Here is an 18238-nt window from a genome sequence, read left to right on the forward strand (position 1 = left end):
GTCCTTGCGGGCGCGGTCCTTTTCAATGCCGTAGCGTTCCTGGATCTTGCCTTCCAGCTGGTCGCGCTTGCCGGCGATCACATCCAGATCGTCATCGGTGAGCTTGCCCCACTGTTCCTTGACATTGCCCTTGAACTGCTTCCAGTTACCTTCGACGCGGTTCCAGTCCATGGATTACTCCTTTCGTTGTGTCCTAAAGGGTAAATGCGTGAAAAGGAATTTTGTTCGACTGAACTTCAAGTGGGATGAAATCCAAAAAGAGGGTGCGGGGAGTAGGGGGTGACCCGCACCCACATCGCGCAAATGTCCGATCACACTCACGCGACGGGTGCGGGATAACAATCCAGATGTACTAAAGCAATACCTAAAGTACGGACAGATTGTCTCAGCCGCCTGCATCAACCCATGGCGTTGACGACCATCCAAAGCGGCAGACCGGCTGTCACGACCGTCGCCAGCAACACAATGAGAAAACTGCTGTTTTCGGACAATCACGGGATTTTCCCGTGTATCCCAGGCGCGACAAATTGTTCAATAGGCAATCTTCTTCATCTTCATCGCCTCAAGTTCGGAGATCAACAGGAACTCTCATTTCTCGTAATTGCCAAGCCCTCAACCGCTGACTACTGTTCGGAAAATATGGGAGGGTCAAATGCCAATTTCTCGATGCAGCAGAGGAAAAAACCCGTTCAAGCGATCGGCTATGTACCTCGCGGTAATCGGCTTGACGGCGCCTTTTCTTTTGATGATCTCCGCTTCTGCAACATCTGCCGCGGATCTCCAACTATCATCTGTCGAGCTTGGAATGGAAGCTTCGGATGCGATCGAGCACATCAAGACTTTTTACTCCGGTGCCACACTCACCGAGACAAAATACTACACCGGTAAAAACTTTGGTTCATTAACCCCCTGTGAAGATCTGGCAGAAAGGGGTGGCGCGCTCACTGCAGAATGTGAGGACGAGTTGAAGCGGAAGCTTGAACTCGTCGCAGCGTATGATGTTGATCTGTCAGGCGGCAAACGCGAGAGAATTGAGATCTACACTGCCGGCAAGCCAGGGATCGCAGCGATCTACAGGCAGATCGATACCGCCTCAAAACCTTCGATGTCTCAACAAATCATTTCTGCTCATGGAAAAGGCGTTGATCTGGGCGCAAAGGAAGGGATGATCTGGGGACCAAGCTGGACGAAAAGCGATGCCTTTGGTGAGCGAGGTGATCCGCGATGTAAAGATATTTGGGGCGATGCACCTTTCCCAAAACAAAACATCCACGTTGATTGTGGCCAGTATCTGCGAACGGACTACTATCGAGCAGTCCTTATCGACAGTTCGCAAACCTCGGAATTCCTTGGCGGTGTGAAAGCGGTGCTTAAAGAGCCGCCGAAGCAGGAAGTGGTCGTAGCGGAGCAGCCAGTGGCGGATGGCGCAATCGCTTCAAGCCGCCAACCGGTACTGAGATCATCGGGCTATGAGCAACACGCGGCGCGGATATCAGGCGGCCAGCCGTTTGAGTTTTCGGACGTAAGCTATCTCTTTACAGGAGGTGTTGCCTACGAGCTTTTGTCGACCTGCAGCCGCGGAAATCTGAATGACGATGATCTCGCTGAAGCGCAGACGTTCGCGTATGCGGTCGCTCAAAGAGCCATGGTCGGCAACCAGTGGGGAAATGACGACCTTGGCAAAATGATGGGCTCTCAAGCCCAAGGGATGACGGTTTTTTCCGCCGGAAATTTGTCGGCCCGCGCACTGAAATGCGAGGGCGCGGACATCATTCTCCAGAATGTTGCGACTATCATCAGGTCGAACAAATTAGGCAACTCGGGTGGCGAGGCCATTTTCATCAGCACTTGCAGCCCGGTTCACGGTGAAGCGGGATGCGGATGCTTGGCGCGCCTTGGCAGTGCCGTTTATCCCAACATCTATCAGCTGCAATACTCTCATGACCTCATGGCAGGTATCGTTCAAGGCAATCCCATAGTCGCCCTTCAGATCGTGGGTGCGTGTGGCATCATGAATTACTAATTCGACGTTTTCGGAGAGCTCATGCGATCGACAGCAATCGGAACCCTCTGCTTTTCACTCCTTTCGATGCCGGTTTTCGCGGAGGAAGATCCGATGGAGTTGCAGCGCTGCATCTGGCAATGCCAAGCGAACTACGGCACGGAGAGTTCCAAGTACCCTGAATGTGTCGAGAAACTTTGCGAGGGTGGTGGAGTAGAGGAGCAGCCCAAGGCAGCCGTCAAACAGGAGGGCCGCTGGACGTACGGTGATCATCCAGTTTTGGGCCGATCAGCTTACGTCGAAGTCGGAGATGCTGCTCTCGGTATCGCTTGCGTCGGCGATCAAGGAAGCTTTGTCGTGTCGCACAGAATGACCTCTGGCATCGTCAATGATCCCGCCCAGCCCGACGGTGGGGTGATGACGATGTTTCAGAAGCCCTTTTCTGTTGGTGGGGCGTTCGTGTATCAAAAAAATCCCGCCGGATTCTTCGAGAGGATCGCAGCATATTGCGATAGCGAAATTGCAGAAATGCAGCGTTCCACATCAATCGTATTTCTGAGCGGAAAGTTCGTCGGGCTGCATTTTGAAAACGATGGTAGCAAGATGACGGTGGAACAGGCCGGGCAGTCAATCGTCGTCGCCAGTGAAGCCGATCTCGAGAAGCTCTCGGATTCCCGAACGATCTCCCTGTCTGGGTCTTCCGCGGCGATCAAACAACTGACCAAGGAATGTCCGGCATTGCGGCAGCAAATTGCCGAGGGGTGCGACGAGTTCTGATTTGCGCTGCGCTCCTGTATTCGGTGCGAGCTAGTCCAGTTGCCCAGCCGCACTATCTCCTTGTCGGAGGAGATAGCAATGCCCGAACTCAAAGACATTCCCGGTCCCCGCCATCACGGCGCCTATCCAGAGCGAGCCGCAGATTGCCGAAATGCGATCGAGCCGGCGTACATGGACCATGTAAACGCCGGCACCGAGGACGAGGAGAAGCTGGCGGCCGGAGAGCTTTCCGACGTCATGATCGCCCTCAGTAACCGGGCCAGCCATGCGGGCTGGTCGACAGAAGAAGCTGACGCCGCGATCACGGCGATTGCCGCCCAGCGCGTTGCTGGCGGCTGACAGGCGCGATTAAAAATTCTCGTTGTTGGTTATTTTGTGCACGGAGATCCCCGCTGCTGTCTTGACCGTGTTAATTTTTGCGTCCACAAATGAGGGGCGGAAAATTAACAAGGGATTCGCAGATGCGTCGTGCAGCACCGTCCTCTGAGTACCACGAGAGCACAATCATTGCCGATCCCTCGGAGGTCGCGCAATATGTTGAAGATCTCAACTTGTCGGTTCCAGGCTTGCTGGCGGTTCGTGATGCTGCCTATGCGCAACGAAACGATGCAAGCCCACTGATGGCCATCAACGCCCCTGGGTCGCTGGCCTACCACTATGGTGTTCTCGAAATCCGGCAGCAGTTTCTCGGCGAATTCTGGCAAATTGACCGCATCGCCGGCATTGAAGGGATTTCGCACACTTCTCGCAACATGAAACTCGCGTTTCAAAACGTTGACGAGGCCTGTTCGAAAATTTTCGACCCGAAGCCATGTTCGGACAAGGGTGCGGGTGCAGAAAGAGAGTGCGAGGGTAACCTTTTCGAGGCCAGTGGCGTGTCCGCACCGAAAATGGTGCGGATCACTAAAGTCCATAAAGCCAGCTACTACGTTATGGTCGATGAAAAGGGTGCGGTTGAGCTTTCGCGACCCGTCATCGAGAATGGACGCTACTCTGGTTTCATCGAGCGTGTGTTTATCTCCGACGGCAGCGATATCGGCGGCCTCAAGTTGGATATCGACGGCGGCGCACCGCCGCCGATCAACGACTTCGACGTTACTATCGCGCGGCGATAGGAAACAAAATGTTCAATCGCAAACGCTTAACCCTCGCCCGTCAAAGGCGAGGGCTTTCAGGCATTCAACTCGCTGAGAAATCGGGGATCACCGCGGTCACCATTTCTCGTCTCGAGAGCGGACAAACCCGGAATCCAGACGAAGATACGATCGCCAGTCTTGCGCATGCGCTGGATTATCCCGCCGCATTCTTCACCTTGGCCCAAGATGTCGAGGAATTGGACCCGGATACGGTCAGTTTCCGAAGTCTCAAAAAGATGAGTTCCAAAGAGAAGGATGCCGCCCTGGCTGCGGGATCCCTTGGGCTAGATCTCTATGATTGGGTAGAGACAGAATACAGTTTGCGCTCCCCTGATCTTCTGGACTTGGGAAGGATTGGTGACCCCGAAAGCGCTGCGCGCCTGCTAAGACAGCACTGGGGTTTGGGTGATCGCCCAATCGGCAATGTCCTTAGGCTCCTCGAATCCAAAGGTGTCCGAGTGCTTTCACTCTCTGAGAGGACGCATAACGTGGACGCATTTTCCTTTTGGCGGAAAAATCTCCCATTCGTATTCCTCAATACATTTAAGACACCTGAACACACAATCTTTGATTGTGGACACGAATTGGGACACCTTATTCTTCATCAACACGCAGGACCGAGACAATCAAAGTCGGCCGAGATGGAGGCAAATCGGTTTGCAGCGGCATTTTTGATGCCTGAACACGACATTAAGGCGGTTGTTCCCCGCCATGGGTTAAGCGTTGGTCTCATTATCAAGGCCAAGCAGCGTTGGCGTGTATCCGCGATGGCGTTGACAGTTCGTCTCAACCAGCTTGGCTGGCTGTCCGATTGGCAGTATCGGACATTCTGTATTGAACTAGGCCGGCGCGGTTTTAGAAGTTCTGAGCCGAACGGTATTGAGCGCGAACGCTCAGAGATATGGCAACAAATTTTGGCCGATCTCTGGAAACGAAGGATGACAAAGAAGGATATCGCACAGCAGCTCAATCTCCCGCACGATGAAGTTGAAAGCTTGATTTTTGGTCTTGCGGGAATGACAACGGCGCCGTCAATCTTCGAGAAACCGCGCCTGGTATCAAAATAGGAAGTTGAGAGCCGATGCCTCTCACGGAGGCATGTATCCACGCTCATCTTAAACTAAACGTGAGGTTAGCCTTCCTTATAGCGGAAGAGCAGGCTTCGCAGTGTGTAGATTATGCGTAGACTCCGCAACCACCAAAAAAGCCGACAGCTTTCGCGGCAGAACTGCGCTTTCAACGCGTTGGAATGAGCACGACCGCTGACGGATGAGAAGCTTTCCTAACGCCCTGTGCTCCTGTTACGATCAGTCATGTTTGGTCCGCGCCACTAGCGAGGAAGATATGGTTTCAACAGACGTGTGGCAGGTTGAGCAAGAAGCTGAGCTTCTAACCGAATACGGTAAGGTGTGTGTTCGATGGGCCGCTGTGGACTTCAAGCTTTACCAAATGGCGGCAATCGCGCTCAACAACGACTTGGCGGCACAAAGGCTGATCATGGGAAACGCTGTTTCCGGACGCCAGAGGTTTGAGGCTCTAAAAGATATAGTCGGGGCTTCCGGCTTTGACCAAACGGATAGAGCTGAAATTTTCCGTTTTGCAGATAATCTTCTCAGGTTGCAAAAAACTCGAAATGACATTGTCCATTCGCCGCTCTTATCCCGATTGGAGGTCACCGAGGGAAAGCTTCGTTGGTATCTAGTGAAATTTGATAGGAAGGGGCGGCAAATCCAAATCAACCTCGGTGAGGTCCGAGAGCATGTCGCTCAAGTCGGTGACCTCTTGAGGCAGATCGAGGACTTCATCGACACGTTGATCGATAAGTATGTTTGATACTCAACTGCGCGTCATGCCAGCTACTCTGAAGCCGGGTTCGCGTCGGCTAACTTCCGCACCGCCTGTCTTAAACCCTGGCTGCCATTTCCGGGATTTGTCACGACCGGCAGGCCGCGGTGAAGTCGCATTCTTTTTTAATAGGGCCGTCTAAGCCTCGCCCCGAAGAGTAATTGGCGGGTTTCCCGAAGCGTCATTAAAGTTGTCCGGCGCCAAATCGTCGCCGAAAGGATTTACCGCTTTCGATTCGCCTTTCGCAAGGAATCAATTGTGGCAGTCCACTGCTGCCCCGACTCACGAATCCTTCCGCCACACACTTTATACATAGGGCCTGAAATAGGTGAGGGACACGTTTCAGGATTCGCAATGAAAACAATGGTCCTGGCCGGGCACTAGGTGAGGGGAAAATAAAGCCCAAAAAAGCAAAAAGCCCTGTAAAAACAGGGCTTTAGAATAGGGTATTTGGTGGGCGATGAGAGACTCGAACTCCCGACATCCTCGGTGTAAACGAGGCGCTCTACCAACTGAGCTAATCGCCCGTCTGCGGTGCGGATCATGTCCGCCGCTTCGGTGGGCGTGATGTATGCGGAGCCGACAAAAACCGCAAGAGCGATTTTGATTTTTTTTGAATTTTTTCTGTGCTGCAATTTTCGCAGCACGGAAGAGGGGAGTGAAAAAGGGCCAGGTGCAGGATTTCGGTCGGTGGCCTGTCGTGCGTCACCCGATTGAGAAGAGCCTGTGGATAATTTTGTTCCGCAACGCTTTTCTGGTCACCGGCGATGCGCAGCCGTGTCCCGCAAAGGGCAGCCGCTGGGCCGCGCCAACGAAATTCCCATCTGTCATGGATTTGTATTCAAACCCGCTTGACACCCAAAGCCGAACCCCGTAGTTAGCCGCTCATCGAAACGGCAAGTCCGGTTCGGCGCCGGGGAGCAGATGATGTTCGTCGGGTTTGAAACGAAAGTGCGGGTGTAGCTCAGTCGGTTAGAGTGCCGGCCTGTCACGCCGGAGGTCGCGGGTTCGAGCCCCGTCACTCGCGCCAGTTTCAAAGAAAATGCCGCAAGTTTGCGGAATGAAGATGGATCGCTCCTGCGATCCGATGCGCGGGTGTAGCTCAGTCGGTTAGAGTGCCGGCCTGTCACGCCGGAGGTCGCGGGTTCGAGCCCCGTCACTCGCGCCATTTCTTCTCTTCCCGTTTTCCTTCTCTTTGCTGTCGTGGATTGCGCTGCTGCGCGGCAGTCCAGTTTTTTCCGTTCTGCGGTGTTGCCGTCGAATCGCTGCCGGTGATTTTCCGGATGGACTGATTCTCCTTTCATTCGTCTTTTGGTGTGCGGGAAGGGGTGCGGGAGGGCGGATTCTTTTCCGCACGTGCGTGCCTTCATCAATGCCTTAAGAAATTGTGATTTTATCCGCGCATGGCTGCCTTGCATTGATTTGCCGCGACATTTTTTCCTTGGCTTGATAAAGTCTTGGCAGGCATGGTTGAAATGATGGTCCAAGTCTTGCATGAAGCCACGGCCTGCGCTAACCACGGCTTGTTGCAACGCTCTTTTCGGCTTGTCGGCCAGCGCCTGGGTATCGCCCGATACCTGAAGACAAGCATGGATGGAAATGATGACAGAACTTCTCAGTTCCTACCTTCCGATCGCGATCTTCATCGGCATTGCCATGGTGATCGGTCTCGCTCTTTTGATCGCGCCTTTCGCTGTCGCGTATAAGGCGCCCGATTCGGAAAAGCTCTCAGCCTATGAATGCGGCTTTAATGCATTCGACGATGCCCGCATGAAATTCGACATCCGCTTCTATCTGGTGTCGATCCTTTTCATCATCTTCGACCTCGAAGTAGCCTTCCTGTTTCCGTGGGCCGTGTCTTTCGGCGATATCGGCTGGTTCGGCTTCTGGTCGATGATGGTGTTCCTCTTCGTGCTGACCATCGGCTTTATCTATGAATGGAAAAAGGGAGCACTCGAATGGGCGTAGCTCAAGGCGGAAGCACTCTGGTCGCGCCGCAGCCGAAGGGGATCATCGATCCCTCTACCGGCAAGCCCATCGGTGCCAATGATGCATTTTTCGGCGAGATCAACAACGAGCTCGCCGACAAGGGTTTTCTGGTCACCTCGACCGATGAACTCATCACCTGGGCCCGTACCGGATCGCTGATGTGGATGACCTTCGGTCTCGCCTGCTGCGCGGTCGAGATGATGCAGCTCTCGATGCCGCGTTACGACGTCGAGCGTTTCGGTTTTGCGCCGCGCGCCTCGCCGCGCCAGTCGGACGTAATGATCGTCGCGGGCACGCTGACCAACAAGATGGCGCCGGCGCTGCGCAAGGTCTACGACCAGATGCCCGAGCCGCGTTACGTCATCTCGATGGGATCGTGCGCCAACGGCGGCGGTTATTACCATTATTCCTATTCGGTGGTGCGCGGTTGCGATCGCGTCGTGCCGATCGACGTCTATGTGCCGGGCTGTCCCCCCACGGCAGAGGCGCTTCTTTACGGCGTCTTGCTGCTGCAGAAGAAGATCCGCCGCACCGGCACGATCGAGCGGTAAGTTAGGGGATCGAGCAAATGAGTGAAGCCCTGAACGAGCTTGCATCCCACCTTGCCGAAGCGCGCGGTGCGTTGATTGCCAATTCGGAGATCCGCTACGGCGAACTGACGTTGACGACGACTGCAGAAAACGTTCTGCCGTTGTTGACCTTCCTGCGCGACGACGTGCAGTGCGGTTTCGTCAACCTCGTCGATATCTGCGGCGTGGACTGGCCGAAGCGCGAGCAGCGTTTCGATGTCGTCTATCATCTCCTCTCTCCCCGCCAGAACCTGCGCATCCGCGTCAAGGTCGCGACGGCAGAGGAAGAGCCCGTGCCGTCCGCCACCGCCGTCTATCCGGGCGCCGACTGGTTCGAACGCGAAGCCTGGGACATGTACGGCATCCTTTTCACCGGTCATCCCGATCTTCGCCGCATCCTGACGGACTACGGTTTCGAAGGTCATCCGCTGCGCAAGGATTTTCCGACCACCGGTTTCGTTGAAGTTCGTTATGACGACGCGGCAAAACGTGTGGTTTACGAGCCTGTCGAGTTGAAGCAGGAATTCCGCAACTTCGATTTTCTCAGTCCTTGGGAGGGTACGGATTACGTTCTCCCGGGTGACGAAAAAGCGAAGCAATAGTGTGCGGCCAGCCGGTTGGGCTGGCTCGGAGTTTTGGGTGCGAATGCCGGATACGCCCGTCAGGGCGAGCCGGTGACGACAAATCGAGAATAGGTGTTTGAGGCGATGTCGTTTCACTGCACGCTATTCGCTGCTGAGGCGCGGAGCTGACCGCCATGACTGAACATAACGTCCGCAATTTCAACATCAATTTCGGACCGCAGCATCCGGCGGCACACGGCGTTCTGCGTCTGGTGCTGGAGCTGGACGGCGAAATCGTCGAGCGCGTCGATCCGCATATCGGCCTCTTGCATCGCGGCACCGAAAAGCTGATCGAGACCAAGACCTACCTGCAGGCCTTGCCCTATTTCGACCGCCTCGACTACGTGGCGCCGATGAACCAGGAGCATGCCTATTCGCTGGCGGTCGAAAAGTTGCTCGGTATCGAGATCCCGATCCGCGGCCAGCTGATCCGTGTGCTGTATTCGGAAATCGGTCGCATCCTGTCGCATCTGCTCAACGTGACGACCCAGGCCATGGACGTCGGCGCACTGACGCCGCCGCTCTGGGGTTTCGAAGAGCGCGAAAAGCTGATGGTGTTTTATGAACGTGCCTCCGGCTCGCGCATGCACGCTGCTTACGTCCGCCCGGGTGGTGTCCACCAGGACCTGCCGGACGCGCTGGTCGAGGATATCGGCAAGTGGTGCGACCCGTTCCTCAAGACGCTCGATGACATCGACGACCTTCTGACCGGCAACCGCATCTTCAAGCAGCGCAACGTCGATATCGGCGTCGTGTCGCTGGAAGATTGTTGGGCCTGGGGTTTTTCGGGTGTCATGGTCCGCGGTTCCGGCGCTGCCTGGGACCTGCGCCGTTCGCAGCCTTACGAATGTTATTCCGACCTCGAATTCGACATTCCGATCGGCAAGAACGGCGACTGTTATGACCGCTACCTGATCCGCATGATCGAGATGCGCGAGTCGGTAAAAATCATGCGCCAGTGCGTCAATCGCCTGATGAGCGATGCCAAGGTCGGGCCGGTGTCGTCGCTGGACGGCAAGGTGGTGCCGCCGAAGCGTGGTCAGATGAAGCGCTCGATGGAAGCCTTGATCCATCACTTCAAGCTCTACACCGAAGGGTATCACGTGCCGGAAGGCGAGGTTTATGCCGCCGTTGAAGCGCCGAAGGGCGAATTCGGCGTCTATCTCGTGTCCGACGGCACCAACAAGCCTTATCGCTGCAAGATCCGCGCCCCGGGCTATGCGCATCTGCAGGCGATGGACTTCATGTGCCGGGGTCACCAGCTCGCGGACGTGTCCGCCGTGCTCGGTTCCCTCGACATCGTGTTCGGTGAGGTGGATCGCTGATGCGTCTTGCGCTTGCCATGGCTGCGACGTTGCTCGGATCGTCTATCGCTGTTGCCCAGCAACAGGATGATGCTCTCGGTGCATCGGCGGCGCAGTCGGCAAGCATGGCGCAACTGCTGTCACAAGGATATGAAATCAAGGCTGCCGTGCCGAACGGCAGCCGGTTCGTAGTGTTTATGCAAAAAGACCAGTCGGCCTACGCCTGCGAATTCGCGTCGATCGCGAATACCCGGTGTAGATCCATAAACTGAGATAGGCGTGAGGAAGAATGTCCGTTCGTCGACTAGCCGAAGAGAACGTCCAGCCGGCAAGTTTTGCCTTCAACGCGGAAAACGCGGTCTGGGCCGAGGCAACCATCAGGAAGTACCCAGCGGGCCGTCAGCAATCGGCGGTGATCCCGTTGCTCATGCGTGCGCAGGAGCAGGATGGCTGGGTGACGCGTGCCTGTATCGAGGCGGTCGCCGACATGCTGGATATGGCCTATATCCGCGTGCTCGAAGTCGCGACCTTCTATACCCAGTTCCAGCTGAAGCCGGTCGGTACGCGCGCCCACATTCAGGTATGCGGTACGACGCCCTGCATGCTGCGCGGTTCGGAAGAGCTGATCAGCCTCTGCAAGCGCAAGATCCATCCCGAGCCGCTGCACCCCAATGAGAGCGACACGCTGTCGTGGGAAGAGGTGGAATGTCAGGGCGCCTGCGTCAACGCGCCGATGGTGATCATTTTCAAGGATGCCTACGAGGATCTGACGCCTCCGCAGCTTGAATACATCATCGACCGTTTTGAGGCAGGCCGTGGCGGTGACGTCAAGCCGGGTCCGCAGATCGACCGGCAGTTCTCGGCGCCGTTCGGCGGCGCGACGACGCTGACCGAAGAGATCGTGCCGCCGAAGTCGCAGCTCGCTGTCGAACAGGAAGCGGCTGCCGATGCGGTCAGCATTCCGCCGTCGAATGCCGGCCGCGCCAATACGGCTGCTGAAGAAACCAATCCGACGCTGAAGACGCCGGCAACGGCGCCCGCCGCGGCTGCGGAAAACGTCAAGGCCGTTGAAGCCCAGGCGCCGTCGGGCACAGCGGATGCCGAGAAGGCGAGCACCAAGCCGTCTCTCGACGATCCGAATCGCCCGAAGGGGATCGAGAAGCCGGAGAAGGCGGACGATCTCAAGATGATCTCCGGCGTCGGCCCGAAGATCGAAGGCACGTTGCACGAACTCGGTATCTTCACCTTCGCGCAGATCGCAGGCTGGCAGAAGGCCGAATGCGACTGGGTCGATGGTTACCTGAACTTCCGGGGCCGCATCGAGCGCGACGACTGGATTCACCAGGCCAAGGTTCTCGCCGAAGGCGGTGAAGAAGAATATATCAAGGTCTTCGGCAAGAAGCCCCGATAAGTGTATGTAGAAACTCGGTTGAAGCGCATCGGAAGCGTCTCGACAATATCGACGAACCGGCGGAATAAGAGCCATGCTAGCTGATCAGGATCGCATCTTCACCAATATCTACGGCCTCAAGGACAAGTCCCTGAAGGGCGCCATGAGCCGTGGCCATTGGGATGGCACCAAGCAGATTCTCGAAAAGGGTCGCGACTGGATCATCAACGAGATGAAGGCGTCGGGCCTGCGCGGCCGCGGCGGCGCCGGCTTCCCCACCGGCCTGAAGTGGTCCTTCATGCCGAAGGAAAGCGACGGCCGGCCGCACTACCTCGTCGTCAATGCCGACGAATCGGAGCCCGGTACCTGCAAGGACCGCGACATCATGCGCCACGATCCGCATACGCTGATCGAAGGCTGCCTGATTGCCTCCTTCGCCATGGGCGCCCACACCGCCTACATCTATATCCGTGGCGAATATATGCGCGAGCGCGAAGCCCTGCAGGCGGCGATCGACGAATGCTATGACGCCGGTCTGCTCGGCAAGAACAACAAGCACGGCTGGGACATGGACGTGTTCCTGCACCATGGCGCCGGCGCCTATATCTGCGGCGAAGAAACCGCGCTGCTCGAAAGCCTCGAAGGCAAGAAGGGCCAGCCGCGCCTGAAGCCGCCGTTCCCGGCCAACATGGGTCTCTACGGCTGCCCGACCACGGTCAACAACGTCGAATCGATTGCCGTTGCGCCGACGATCCTGCGCCGCGGTGCCAGCTGGTTCTCGGCCATCGGCCGGCCGAACAATGTCGGCACCAAGCTGTTCATGGTTTCCGGTCACGTCAACAAGCCGTGCACCGTCGAAGAAGCGATGGGCATTCCTTTCCGCGAACTGATCGAGCGCCATTGCGGCGGCATCCGCGGCGGCTGGGACAATCTTCTCGGCGTCATCCCCGGCGGCTCGTCCTGTCCTGTGGTGAAGGGCGAGGATATTCTGGATGCGCCGATGGATTTCGATGGCATGCGTGACGTGAAGTCGTCCTTCGGTACGGCCGCCGTCATCGTCATGGACAAGTCGACGGATATCGTGAAGGCGATCTGGCGCCTGGCGGCTTTCTACAAGCACGAAAGCTGCGGCCAGTGCACGCCCTGCCGCGAAGGTACCGGCTGGATGATGCGGGTGATGGAGCGCATGGTGAAGGGCAATGCCCAGAAGCGCGAGATCGACATGCTCTTCCAGGTATCGAAGCAGGTGGAAGGTCATACGATCTGTGCGTTGGGCGATGCTGCGGCCTGGCCGATCCAGGGCCTGATCCGCAACTTCCGCCCGGAGATGGAAAAGCGTATCGACGAGTTCACACGCAACGCCACGGCGCATGGCGCCGTTCTGGAAGCAGCGGAGTAAACGACATGACGGAAACGGCAGGCAAGAGCACGAAAGAGACGGCGAACGACACCGCTGGCACCGCGCTGCCGCCGTTGCATCCGTTCGCCGCGCATCCGGCTGCAGCATTTGCGGCCGCCGCGACCATCGGCTTCGGCTTCTCCACGCAGATGGCCGGTGCGTTTCTCGGCGCGCTGCAGAGCGCGGTCGAAACCAGCCAGCGTTTTTCCGCTCTTCTCGAAAAACAGATGGCGGAAGGGCAGGGGGCGGCTGCGAAGGTTGAACCCGTCGCCAAGGAAGCCAAGCCAGTCGTGGTGCGGACGGAGACCGCGAAGGTCGTTCCGTTGAAGCCGGTGCTGCGTGCGGTCGAAGAGCCGGTGGTGGAAGCCAAGGCTGAACCCGTTGCCAAGCCAGTTTTGAAAGAGAAGGTAAAGCCGGTCGTGACCGCCAAGGCCACGCCGAAAGCCAAGGAAGAGAAACCGGTTGTCGCCACCCCCGTTAAGGCGGTGCGGCGGACGAAGGCGGACGATCTCAAGCGTATCGACGGCATCGGCCCGAAGCTGGAGCAGGTTCTGAACGGTAAGGGTGTTTCCCGTTTCGCCGATATTGCCGGCTGGAGCGAGGACGACATCAAGCGGTTTGACGCCGAACTCGGCGTCGAGGGCCGCATCGGCCGTGACGACTGGATCGGCCAGGCCAAGGCGCTTGCCGGCACGAAGACGACGAAGAAATAAGACGCCCCGGCGGGCGGACGAAGGACAGGTTTGCGGCAGCAGACAAAACAGGACGTAAGGTACGATGGCGAAGCTAAAAGTTGACGGTAAAGAGATCGAGGTACCGGATCATTTCACGCTGCTGCAGGCGTGCGAAGAAGCCGGCGCCGAGGTTCCGCGCTTTTGTTTTCACGAGCGTTTGTCGGTTGCCGGCAATTGCCGCATGTGTCTCATTGAAGTAAAGGGCGGCCCGCCGAAGCCGGCAGCCTCCTGCGCCATGGGTGTGCGCGACGTCCGCGGCGGCCCGAACGGCGAACTTCCCGAGATCTTCACCAACACGCCGATGGTGAAGAAGGCCCGCGAGGGCGTAATGGAATTCCTGCTGATCAACCACCCGCTGGATTGCCCGATCTGCGACCAGGGCGGCGAATGCGACCTGCAGGACCAGGCGATGGCCTTCGGCATCGACACGTCGCGCTATCAGGAAAACAAGCGCGCCGTCGAAGACAAGTATATTGGCCCGCTGGTCAAGACCGTGATGAACCGCTGCATCCACTGCACGCGCTGCGTCCGCTTCACCACCGAAGTCGGCGGTATCACCGAGCTCGGCCTGATCGGCCGCGGCGAGGATGCCGAGATCACCACCTATCTCGAGCAGGCGATGACCTCCGAGTTGCAGGGTAACGTCGTTGACCTTTGCCCGGTCGGCGCGCTGACCTCCAAGCCCTTCGCCTTCACCGCCCGTCCGTGGGAACTGAACAAGACCGAATCGATCGACGTCATGGACGCGCTCGGCTCGGCGATCCGCGTCGATACCCGCGGTCGCGAAGTCATGCGCGTTCTGCCGCGCGTCAACGAGGCGATCAACGAAGAGTGGATCTCCGACAAGACCCGCTTCATCTGGGACGGCTTGAAGACCCAGCGTCTCGACCGGCCGTACGTGCGCCGCGACGGCCGCCTGCAGCCCGCCACGTGGGGCGAAGCTTTTGGCGCTATCAAGGCTGCTGTCGCCGGCACCTCTGGAAACAAGATTGGTGCGATTGCCGGCGATCTTGCTTCCGTCGAAGAAATGTACGCCCTGTCGGAACTGATCAAATCGCTCGGCTCGGAAAACCTCGACTGTCGCTTGGACGGGACGGCGCTTGATCCGTCGCTCGGTCGCGCAAGCTACCTCTTCAATCCGACCATTGAAGGCATCGAAGCCGCTGACGCCCTGCTGATCATCGGTGCCAATCCGCGCTTCGAGGCTGCCGTTCTCAACGCCCGCATCCGCAAGCGCTGGCGCCGCGGCGGTTTCCCGATCGGCCTGATCGGCGAAGCCGGCGAACTGCGTTATGATTACGAATACATCGGTGCCGGCACCGACAGCCTGGCGGATCTCGTCGCCGGCAACCACTCCTTCCTCGACAAGCTGAAGGGCGCCAAGAACCCGCTGATCATCATCGGCCAGGGCGCGCTCGCCCGTGCGGACGGTGCGGCGATCCTGTCGCAGGCAGCTGCACTTGCCGTTTCGGTCGGTGCGATCACCGAAGAGTGGAACGGTTTTGCCGTGCTGCACACCGCAGCATCGCGCGTCGGCGGCCTGGATCTCGGCTTCGTGCCGGGCGCCAATGGCGTCAACGCCGCCGAGATGCTGAAGTCGATGGACGTGCTTTTCCTGCTCGGCGCCGACGAATTCGACACCTCGGCCAAGACCGCCAAGTTTACCGTCTATATCGGTTCGCACGGCGACAACGGCGCGCATGGCGCCGACGTCATCCTGCCGGCTGCGACCTACACCGAAAAGTCGGGCATCTGGGTTAACACAGAAGGCCGCGTTCAGATGGGCAACCGGGCCGGCTTTGCACCGGGCGACGCCAAGGAAGACTGGGCAATCATCCGCGCTCTGTCGGACGTGCTCGGCAAGCGTCTTCCCTTTGATTCGCTTGGCGCTTTGCGTGCAAAACTCTATGCCGCGCACCCGCATTTCGCCCACACGGACGAGATCGCCGCAGGCAATGCAGGCGAAATTGCCGCACTGGCGGAAAAAGGCGGTGTCATCAACAAATCCGGGTTTGCGTCGACCGTGAAAGACTTCTATTTGACGAACCCGATAGCGCGCGCTTCGGCCGTCATGGCGGAGTGCTCGGCGCTTGCCCGCAACAATTTCAAAGTCGCGGCAGAGTAAGGGCAGGGACCATGGACTCTTTCGTTTCTAACTACGTCTGGCCGGCGGCCATCATGGTCGGACAGTCGCTGCTGCTTCTCGTCTGCCTGCTCGTCTTCATCGCTTACATCCTGCTTGCCGACCGCAAGATCTGGGCTGCCGTGCAGCTTCGTCGCGGCCCGAACGTCGTCGGTCCTTGGGGTCTGTTCCAGTCCTTTGCCGACCTTCTGAAGTTCGTCTTCAAGGAGCCGATCATTCCGGCCGGCGCCAACAAGGGCGTCTTCCTGCTCGCCCCGCTCGTCGCCGTGACCTTGGCGCTCGCCACCTGGGCGGTGATCCCGCTCAACGAGGGCTGGGTGGTCGCCAACATCAACGTCGGCATCCTCTACGTCTTCGCGATCTCGTCGCTGGAAGTCTACGGCATCATCATGGGTGGCTGGGCTTCGAACTCGAAGTACCCGTTCCTCGGCGCGCTCCGCTCCGCCGCGCAGATGGTGTCCTACGAAGTCTCGATCGGCTTCGTCATCGTCACCGTGCTGCTCTGCGTCGGTTCGCTGAACCTTACGGACATCGTCATGGCCCAGAAGGATGGTCTCGGCACCATGATGGGCATGCCTGCCTCGTTCCTCGACTGGCACTGGCTGGCGCTGTTCCCGATGTTCATCATCTTCTTCATTTCGGCGCTGGCAGAAACCAACCGTCCGCCCTTCGATCTTCCGGAAGCGGAATCGGAACTGGTCGCTGGCTTCATGGTCGAATATTCGTCCGCGCCCTACATGATGTTCATGCTCGGCGAATATGCGGCGATTGTGCTGATGTGCTCGCTGACAACGATCCTGTTCCTCGGGGGCTGGTTGCCGCCGCTCGATATCGCGGTCCTCAACTGGGTGCCGGGTATCATCTGGTTCGTCATCAAGGCGACAATGGTGTTCTTCATGTTCGCCATGGTGAAGGCCTTCGTACCGCGCTACCGCTATGACCAGCTGATGCGTCTGGGTTGGAAGGTCTTCCTGCCGATTTCGCTCGCCATGGTGATCATTGTTGCATTCGTGCTGAAGCTGATGGGTTGGGCCTGATCATGAACCCATCCGTTTCTGGCAAATTTGGAGATTAAGATGGCCGGTCTTTCGCAAGCCGTCAGTTCGCTCTTCCTGAAGGAATTCGTCGGCGCCTTTTTCCTGTCGATGCGTTACTTCTTCCGCGCCAAGGCGACGGTGAACTACCCGTTCGAAAAGGGACCGGTTTCTCCGCGCTTCCGCGGCGAACATGCACTGCGCCGTTATCCCAACGGTGAGGAGCGCTGCATCGCCTGCAAGCTGTGCGAAGCCATCTGTCCCGCCCAGGCGATCACCATCGAAGCCGGGCCGCGCCGCAACGACGGCACCCGCCGCACGGTGCGCTACGACATCGACATGGTGAAGTGCATCTATTGCGGTTTCTGCCAGGAAGCTTGCCCGGTCGATGCCATCGTCGAAGGTCCGAACTTCGAGTTCGCGACGGAAACGCGCGAAGAGCTCTATTTCGACAAGGCCCGTCTGCTCGACAATGGCGACCGCTGGGAGCGCGAAATCGCGCGCAACATCGCGATCGACTCGCCGTACCGCTGATCGGCTTTTGAATGTATGCCGCCCCGGGAACATCCCGTCGCGGTTCAATTAAAACGGAGCGCCGGCAGCGTCATCGAGGCCGGCAAAACTCCATCGGGCAGGGGACAGTCCGCCCGGGGGAAGACGAAAAGGCACCAACATGGGTCTGCAGGCTCTTTTTTTCTATCTCTTCGCCTTCATCGCTGTGGCGTCGGCGTTCATGGTGATCTCGGCACGGAATCCGGTCCATTCGGTTCTGTTCCTGATCCTCACCTTCTTCAACTCCGCCGGCCTTTTCCTGCTGACGGGCGCTGAATTCCTGGCGATGATCCTGCTGGTCGTTTATGTCGGCGCTGTGGCGGTTCTCTTCCTCTTCGTCGTGATGATGCTCGATATCGACTTCGCGGAGTTGCGCTCGGGCGTTCTCGAATATGCGCCAATCGGTGCGCTGATCGGGGTCATCCTGGCGGCGGAACTGATCATCGTCATCGGCGGCAGCGTGATCTCGCCGGAAATCGGCAAGACGGTGGCGATGCCCATTCCGGCGCTGACGGAACGCACCAACACGGCGGCGCTCGGCGACGTTCTCTATACCCACTATGTCTATTTCTTCCAGATCGCCGGCCTTGTGCTCCTGGTCGCGATGATCGGCGCCATCGTGCTGACGCTGCGTCACCGCCAGAACATCAAGCGGCAGGATATTTCCCAGCAGGTCGCCCGCACGCCGGCAACCGCCGTCGAGGTGGTCAAGGTCAAGCCGGGGCAGGGCGTCTGAAGCGC

The 18238-nt window shown here is 58.0% G+C and carries 20 protein-coding genes and 3 tRNA genes; 21 read left to right on the plus strand and 2 right to left on the minus strand.

Features of this window, described 5'->3' with window-relative positions; genetic code table 11:
• Positions 1–171: CsbD family protein (locus ACSQ3I_RS11705; protein ID WP_435999657.1), on the minus strand; the 171-nt coding region annotated here is incomplete at its 3' end.
• 481 nt (positions 172–652) lie between these two features.
• On the opposite strand from ACSQ3I_RS11705, the gene ACSQ3I_RS11710 reads away from it, so the two are divergent.
• From ACSQ3I_RS11710 to ACSQ3I_RS11735, 6 genes are all read left to right on the plus strand, one after another.
• Positions 653–2023, plus strand: a complete 1371-nt coding sequence (locus ACSQ3I_RS11710) for a hypothetical protein (protein WP_435999018.1) — start codon at positions 653–655, stop codon at positions 2021–2023.
• A 21-nt stretch (positions 2024–2044) separates the two neighbouring features.
• The gene (locus ACSQ3I_RS11715; protein WP_435999020.1) at positions 2045–2779 is read left to right on the plus strand and encodes a hypothetical protein; all 735 of its coding nucleotides are present in this window, start codon (positions 2045–2047) and stop codon (positions 2777–2779) included.
• Between the two features lie 78 nt (positions 2780–2857).
• Complete coding sequence (locus ACSQ3I_RS11720; protein WP_435999021.1) at positions 2858–3118, plus strand: hypothetical protein; 261 nt, start codon at positions 2858–2860, stop codon at positions 3116–3118.
• A 122-nt stretch (positions 3119–3240) separates the two neighbouring features.
• A complete protein-coding gene (locus ACSQ3I_RS11725; protein ID WP_435999023.1) occupies positions 3241–3894 on the plus strand; it encodes a hypothetical protein in 654 nt (217 codons plus the stop codon).
• Between the two features lie 8 nt (positions 3895–3902).
• Positions 3903–4982 (plus strand): helix-turn-helix domain-containing protein, encoded by a 1080-nt coding sequence (locus ACSQ3I_RS11730; protein WP_435999025.1) that lies wholly within the window; start codon positions 3903–3905, stop codon positions 4980–4982.
• Between the two features lie 277 nt (positions 4983–5259).
• Positions 5260–5748 carry a hypothetical protein gene (locus ACSQ3I_RS11735; RefSeq protein ID WP_435999027.1) on the plus strand — a complete coding sequence of 163 codons (489 nt, stop codon included), beginning with the start codon at positions 5260–5262 and terminating at the stop codon, positions 5746–5748.
• Between the two features lie 463 nt (positions 5749–6211).
• Here ACSQ3I_RS11735 and ACSQ3I_RS11740 read toward each other — a convergent pair.
• A tRNA-Val gene (locus ACSQ3I_RS11740) sits at positions 6212–6287 on the minus strand.
• Positions 6288–6303: 16 nt separating this feature from the next.
• Here ACSQ3I_RS11740 and ACSQ3I_RS11745 point away from each other — a divergent pair.
• The 15 genes from ACSQ3I_RS11745 to ACSQ3I_RS11815 all read left to right on the plus strand — a co-directional run bounded on the left by ACSQ3I_RS11745 (position 6304) and on the right by ACSQ3I_RS11815 (position 18233).
• Complete coding sequence (locus ACSQ3I_RS11745; RefSeq protein WP_435999029.1) at positions 6304–6477, plus strand: hypothetical protein; 174 nt, start codon at positions 6304–6306, stop codon at positions 6475–6477.
• Positions 6478–6713: 236 nt separating this feature from the next.
• Positions 6714–6790 (plus strand) — tRNA-Asp (locus tag ACSQ3I_RS11750).
• Positions 6791–6851: 61 nt separating this feature from the next.
• Positions 6852–6928: transfer RNA gene (locus ACSQ3I_RS11755), tRNA-Asp, on the plus strand.
• 434 nt (positions 6929–7362) lie between these two features.
• The gene (locus ACSQ3I_RS11760) at positions 7363–7728 is read left to right on the plus strand and encodes an NADH-quinone oxidoreductase subunit A (protein ID WP_435999659.1); all 366 of its coding nucleotides are present in this window, start codon (positions 7363–7365) and stop codon (positions 7726–7728) included.
• A complete protein-coding gene (locus ACSQ3I_RS11765) occupies positions 7719–8300 on the plus strand; it encodes a NuoB/complex I 20 kDa subunit family protein (RefSeq protein ID WP_435999031.1) in 582 nt (193 codons plus the stop codon). Before ACSQ3I_RS11760 ends, ACSQ3I_RS11765 begins: the two co-directional genes overlap by 10 nt.
• A 17-nt stretch (positions 8301–8317) precedes the next feature.
• Complete coding sequence (locus tag ACSQ3I_RS11770; protein ID WP_435999033.1) at positions 8318–8920, plus strand: NADH-quinone oxidoreductase subunit C; 603 nt, start codon at positions 8318–8320, stop codon at positions 8918–8920.
• A 155-nt stretch (positions 8921–9075) separates the two neighbouring features.
• Positions 9076–10266, plus strand: a complete 1191-nt coding sequence (locus tag ACSQ3I_RS11775) for an NADH-quinone oxidoreductase subunit D (protein WP_435999034.1) — start codon at positions 9076–9078, stop codon at positions 10264–10266.
• Positions 10266–10517: a hypothetical protein gene (locus tag ACSQ3I_RS11780; protein WP_435999036.1), complete on the plus strand. Its 252-nt coding sequence runs from the start codon at positions 10266–10268 to the stop codon at positions 10515–10517. The genes ACSQ3I_RS11775 and ACSQ3I_RS11780 overlap by 1 nt, the downstream gene beginning before the upstream one ends.
• 17 nt (positions 10518–10534) lie before the next feature.
• On the plus strand, positions 10535–11656 hold the full coding sequence (locus tag ACSQ3I_RS11785) for an NADH-quinone oxidoreductase subunit E (RefSeq protein WP_435999038.1): 1122 nt from the start codon (positions 10535–10537) through the stop codon (positions 11654–11656).
• Positions 11657–11729: 73 nt separating this feature from the next.
• Positions 11730–13034 (plus strand): NADH-quinone oxidoreductase subunit NuoF, encoded by a 1305-nt coding sequence (gene nuoF / locus ACSQ3I_RS11790; RefSeq protein WP_435999040.1) that lies wholly within the window; start codon positions 11730–11732, stop codon positions 13032–13034.
• A 5-nt stretch (positions 13035–13039) separates the two neighbouring features.
• Positions 13040–13747 (plus strand): 5' DNA nuclease, encoded by a 708-nt coding sequence (locus ACSQ3I_RS11795; protein WP_435999042.1) that lies wholly within the window; start codon positions 13040–13042, stop codon positions 13745–13747.
• A gap of 64 nt (positions 13748–13811) precedes the next feature.
• Positions 13812–15893 (plus strand): NADH-quinone oxidoreductase subunit NuoG, encoded by a 2082-nt coding sequence (nuoG, locus tag ACSQ3I_RS11800; RefSeq protein ID WP_435999044.1) that lies wholly within the window; start codon positions 13812–13814, stop codon positions 15891–15893.
• An 11-nt stretch (positions 15894–15904) separates the two neighbouring features.
• Positions 15905–16948 carry an NADH-quinone oxidoreductase subunit NuoH gene (gene nuoH, locus ACSQ3I_RS11805; protein WP_435999046.1) on the plus strand — a complete coding sequence of 348 codons (1044 nt, stop codon included), beginning with the start codon at positions 15905–15907 and terminating at the stop codon, positions 16946–16948.
• Positions 16949–16987: 39 nt separating this feature from the next.
• On the plus strand, positions 16988–17479 hold the full coding sequence (gene nuoI / locus ACSQ3I_RS11810) for an NADH-quinone oxidoreductase subunit NuoI (RefSeq protein ID WP_435999048.1): 492 nt from the start codon (positions 16988–16990) through the stop codon (positions 17477–17479).
• A gap of 139 nt (positions 17480–17618) precedes the next feature.
• Positions 17619–18233, plus strand: coding sequence for an NADH-quinone oxidoreductase subunit J (locus tag ACSQ3I_RS11815; RefSeq protein WP_435999050.1), 615 nt, complete (start codon positions 17619–17621; stop codon positions 18231–18233).
• Positions 18234–18238 lie beyond the last annotated feature (5 nt).

The organism is Rhizobium sp. LjRoot30 (assembly GCF_964253915.1).
In the GTDB taxonomy this organism is placed as follows: Bacteria; Pseudomonadota; Alphaproteobacteria; order Rhizobiales; family Rhizobiaceae; genus Metarhizobium.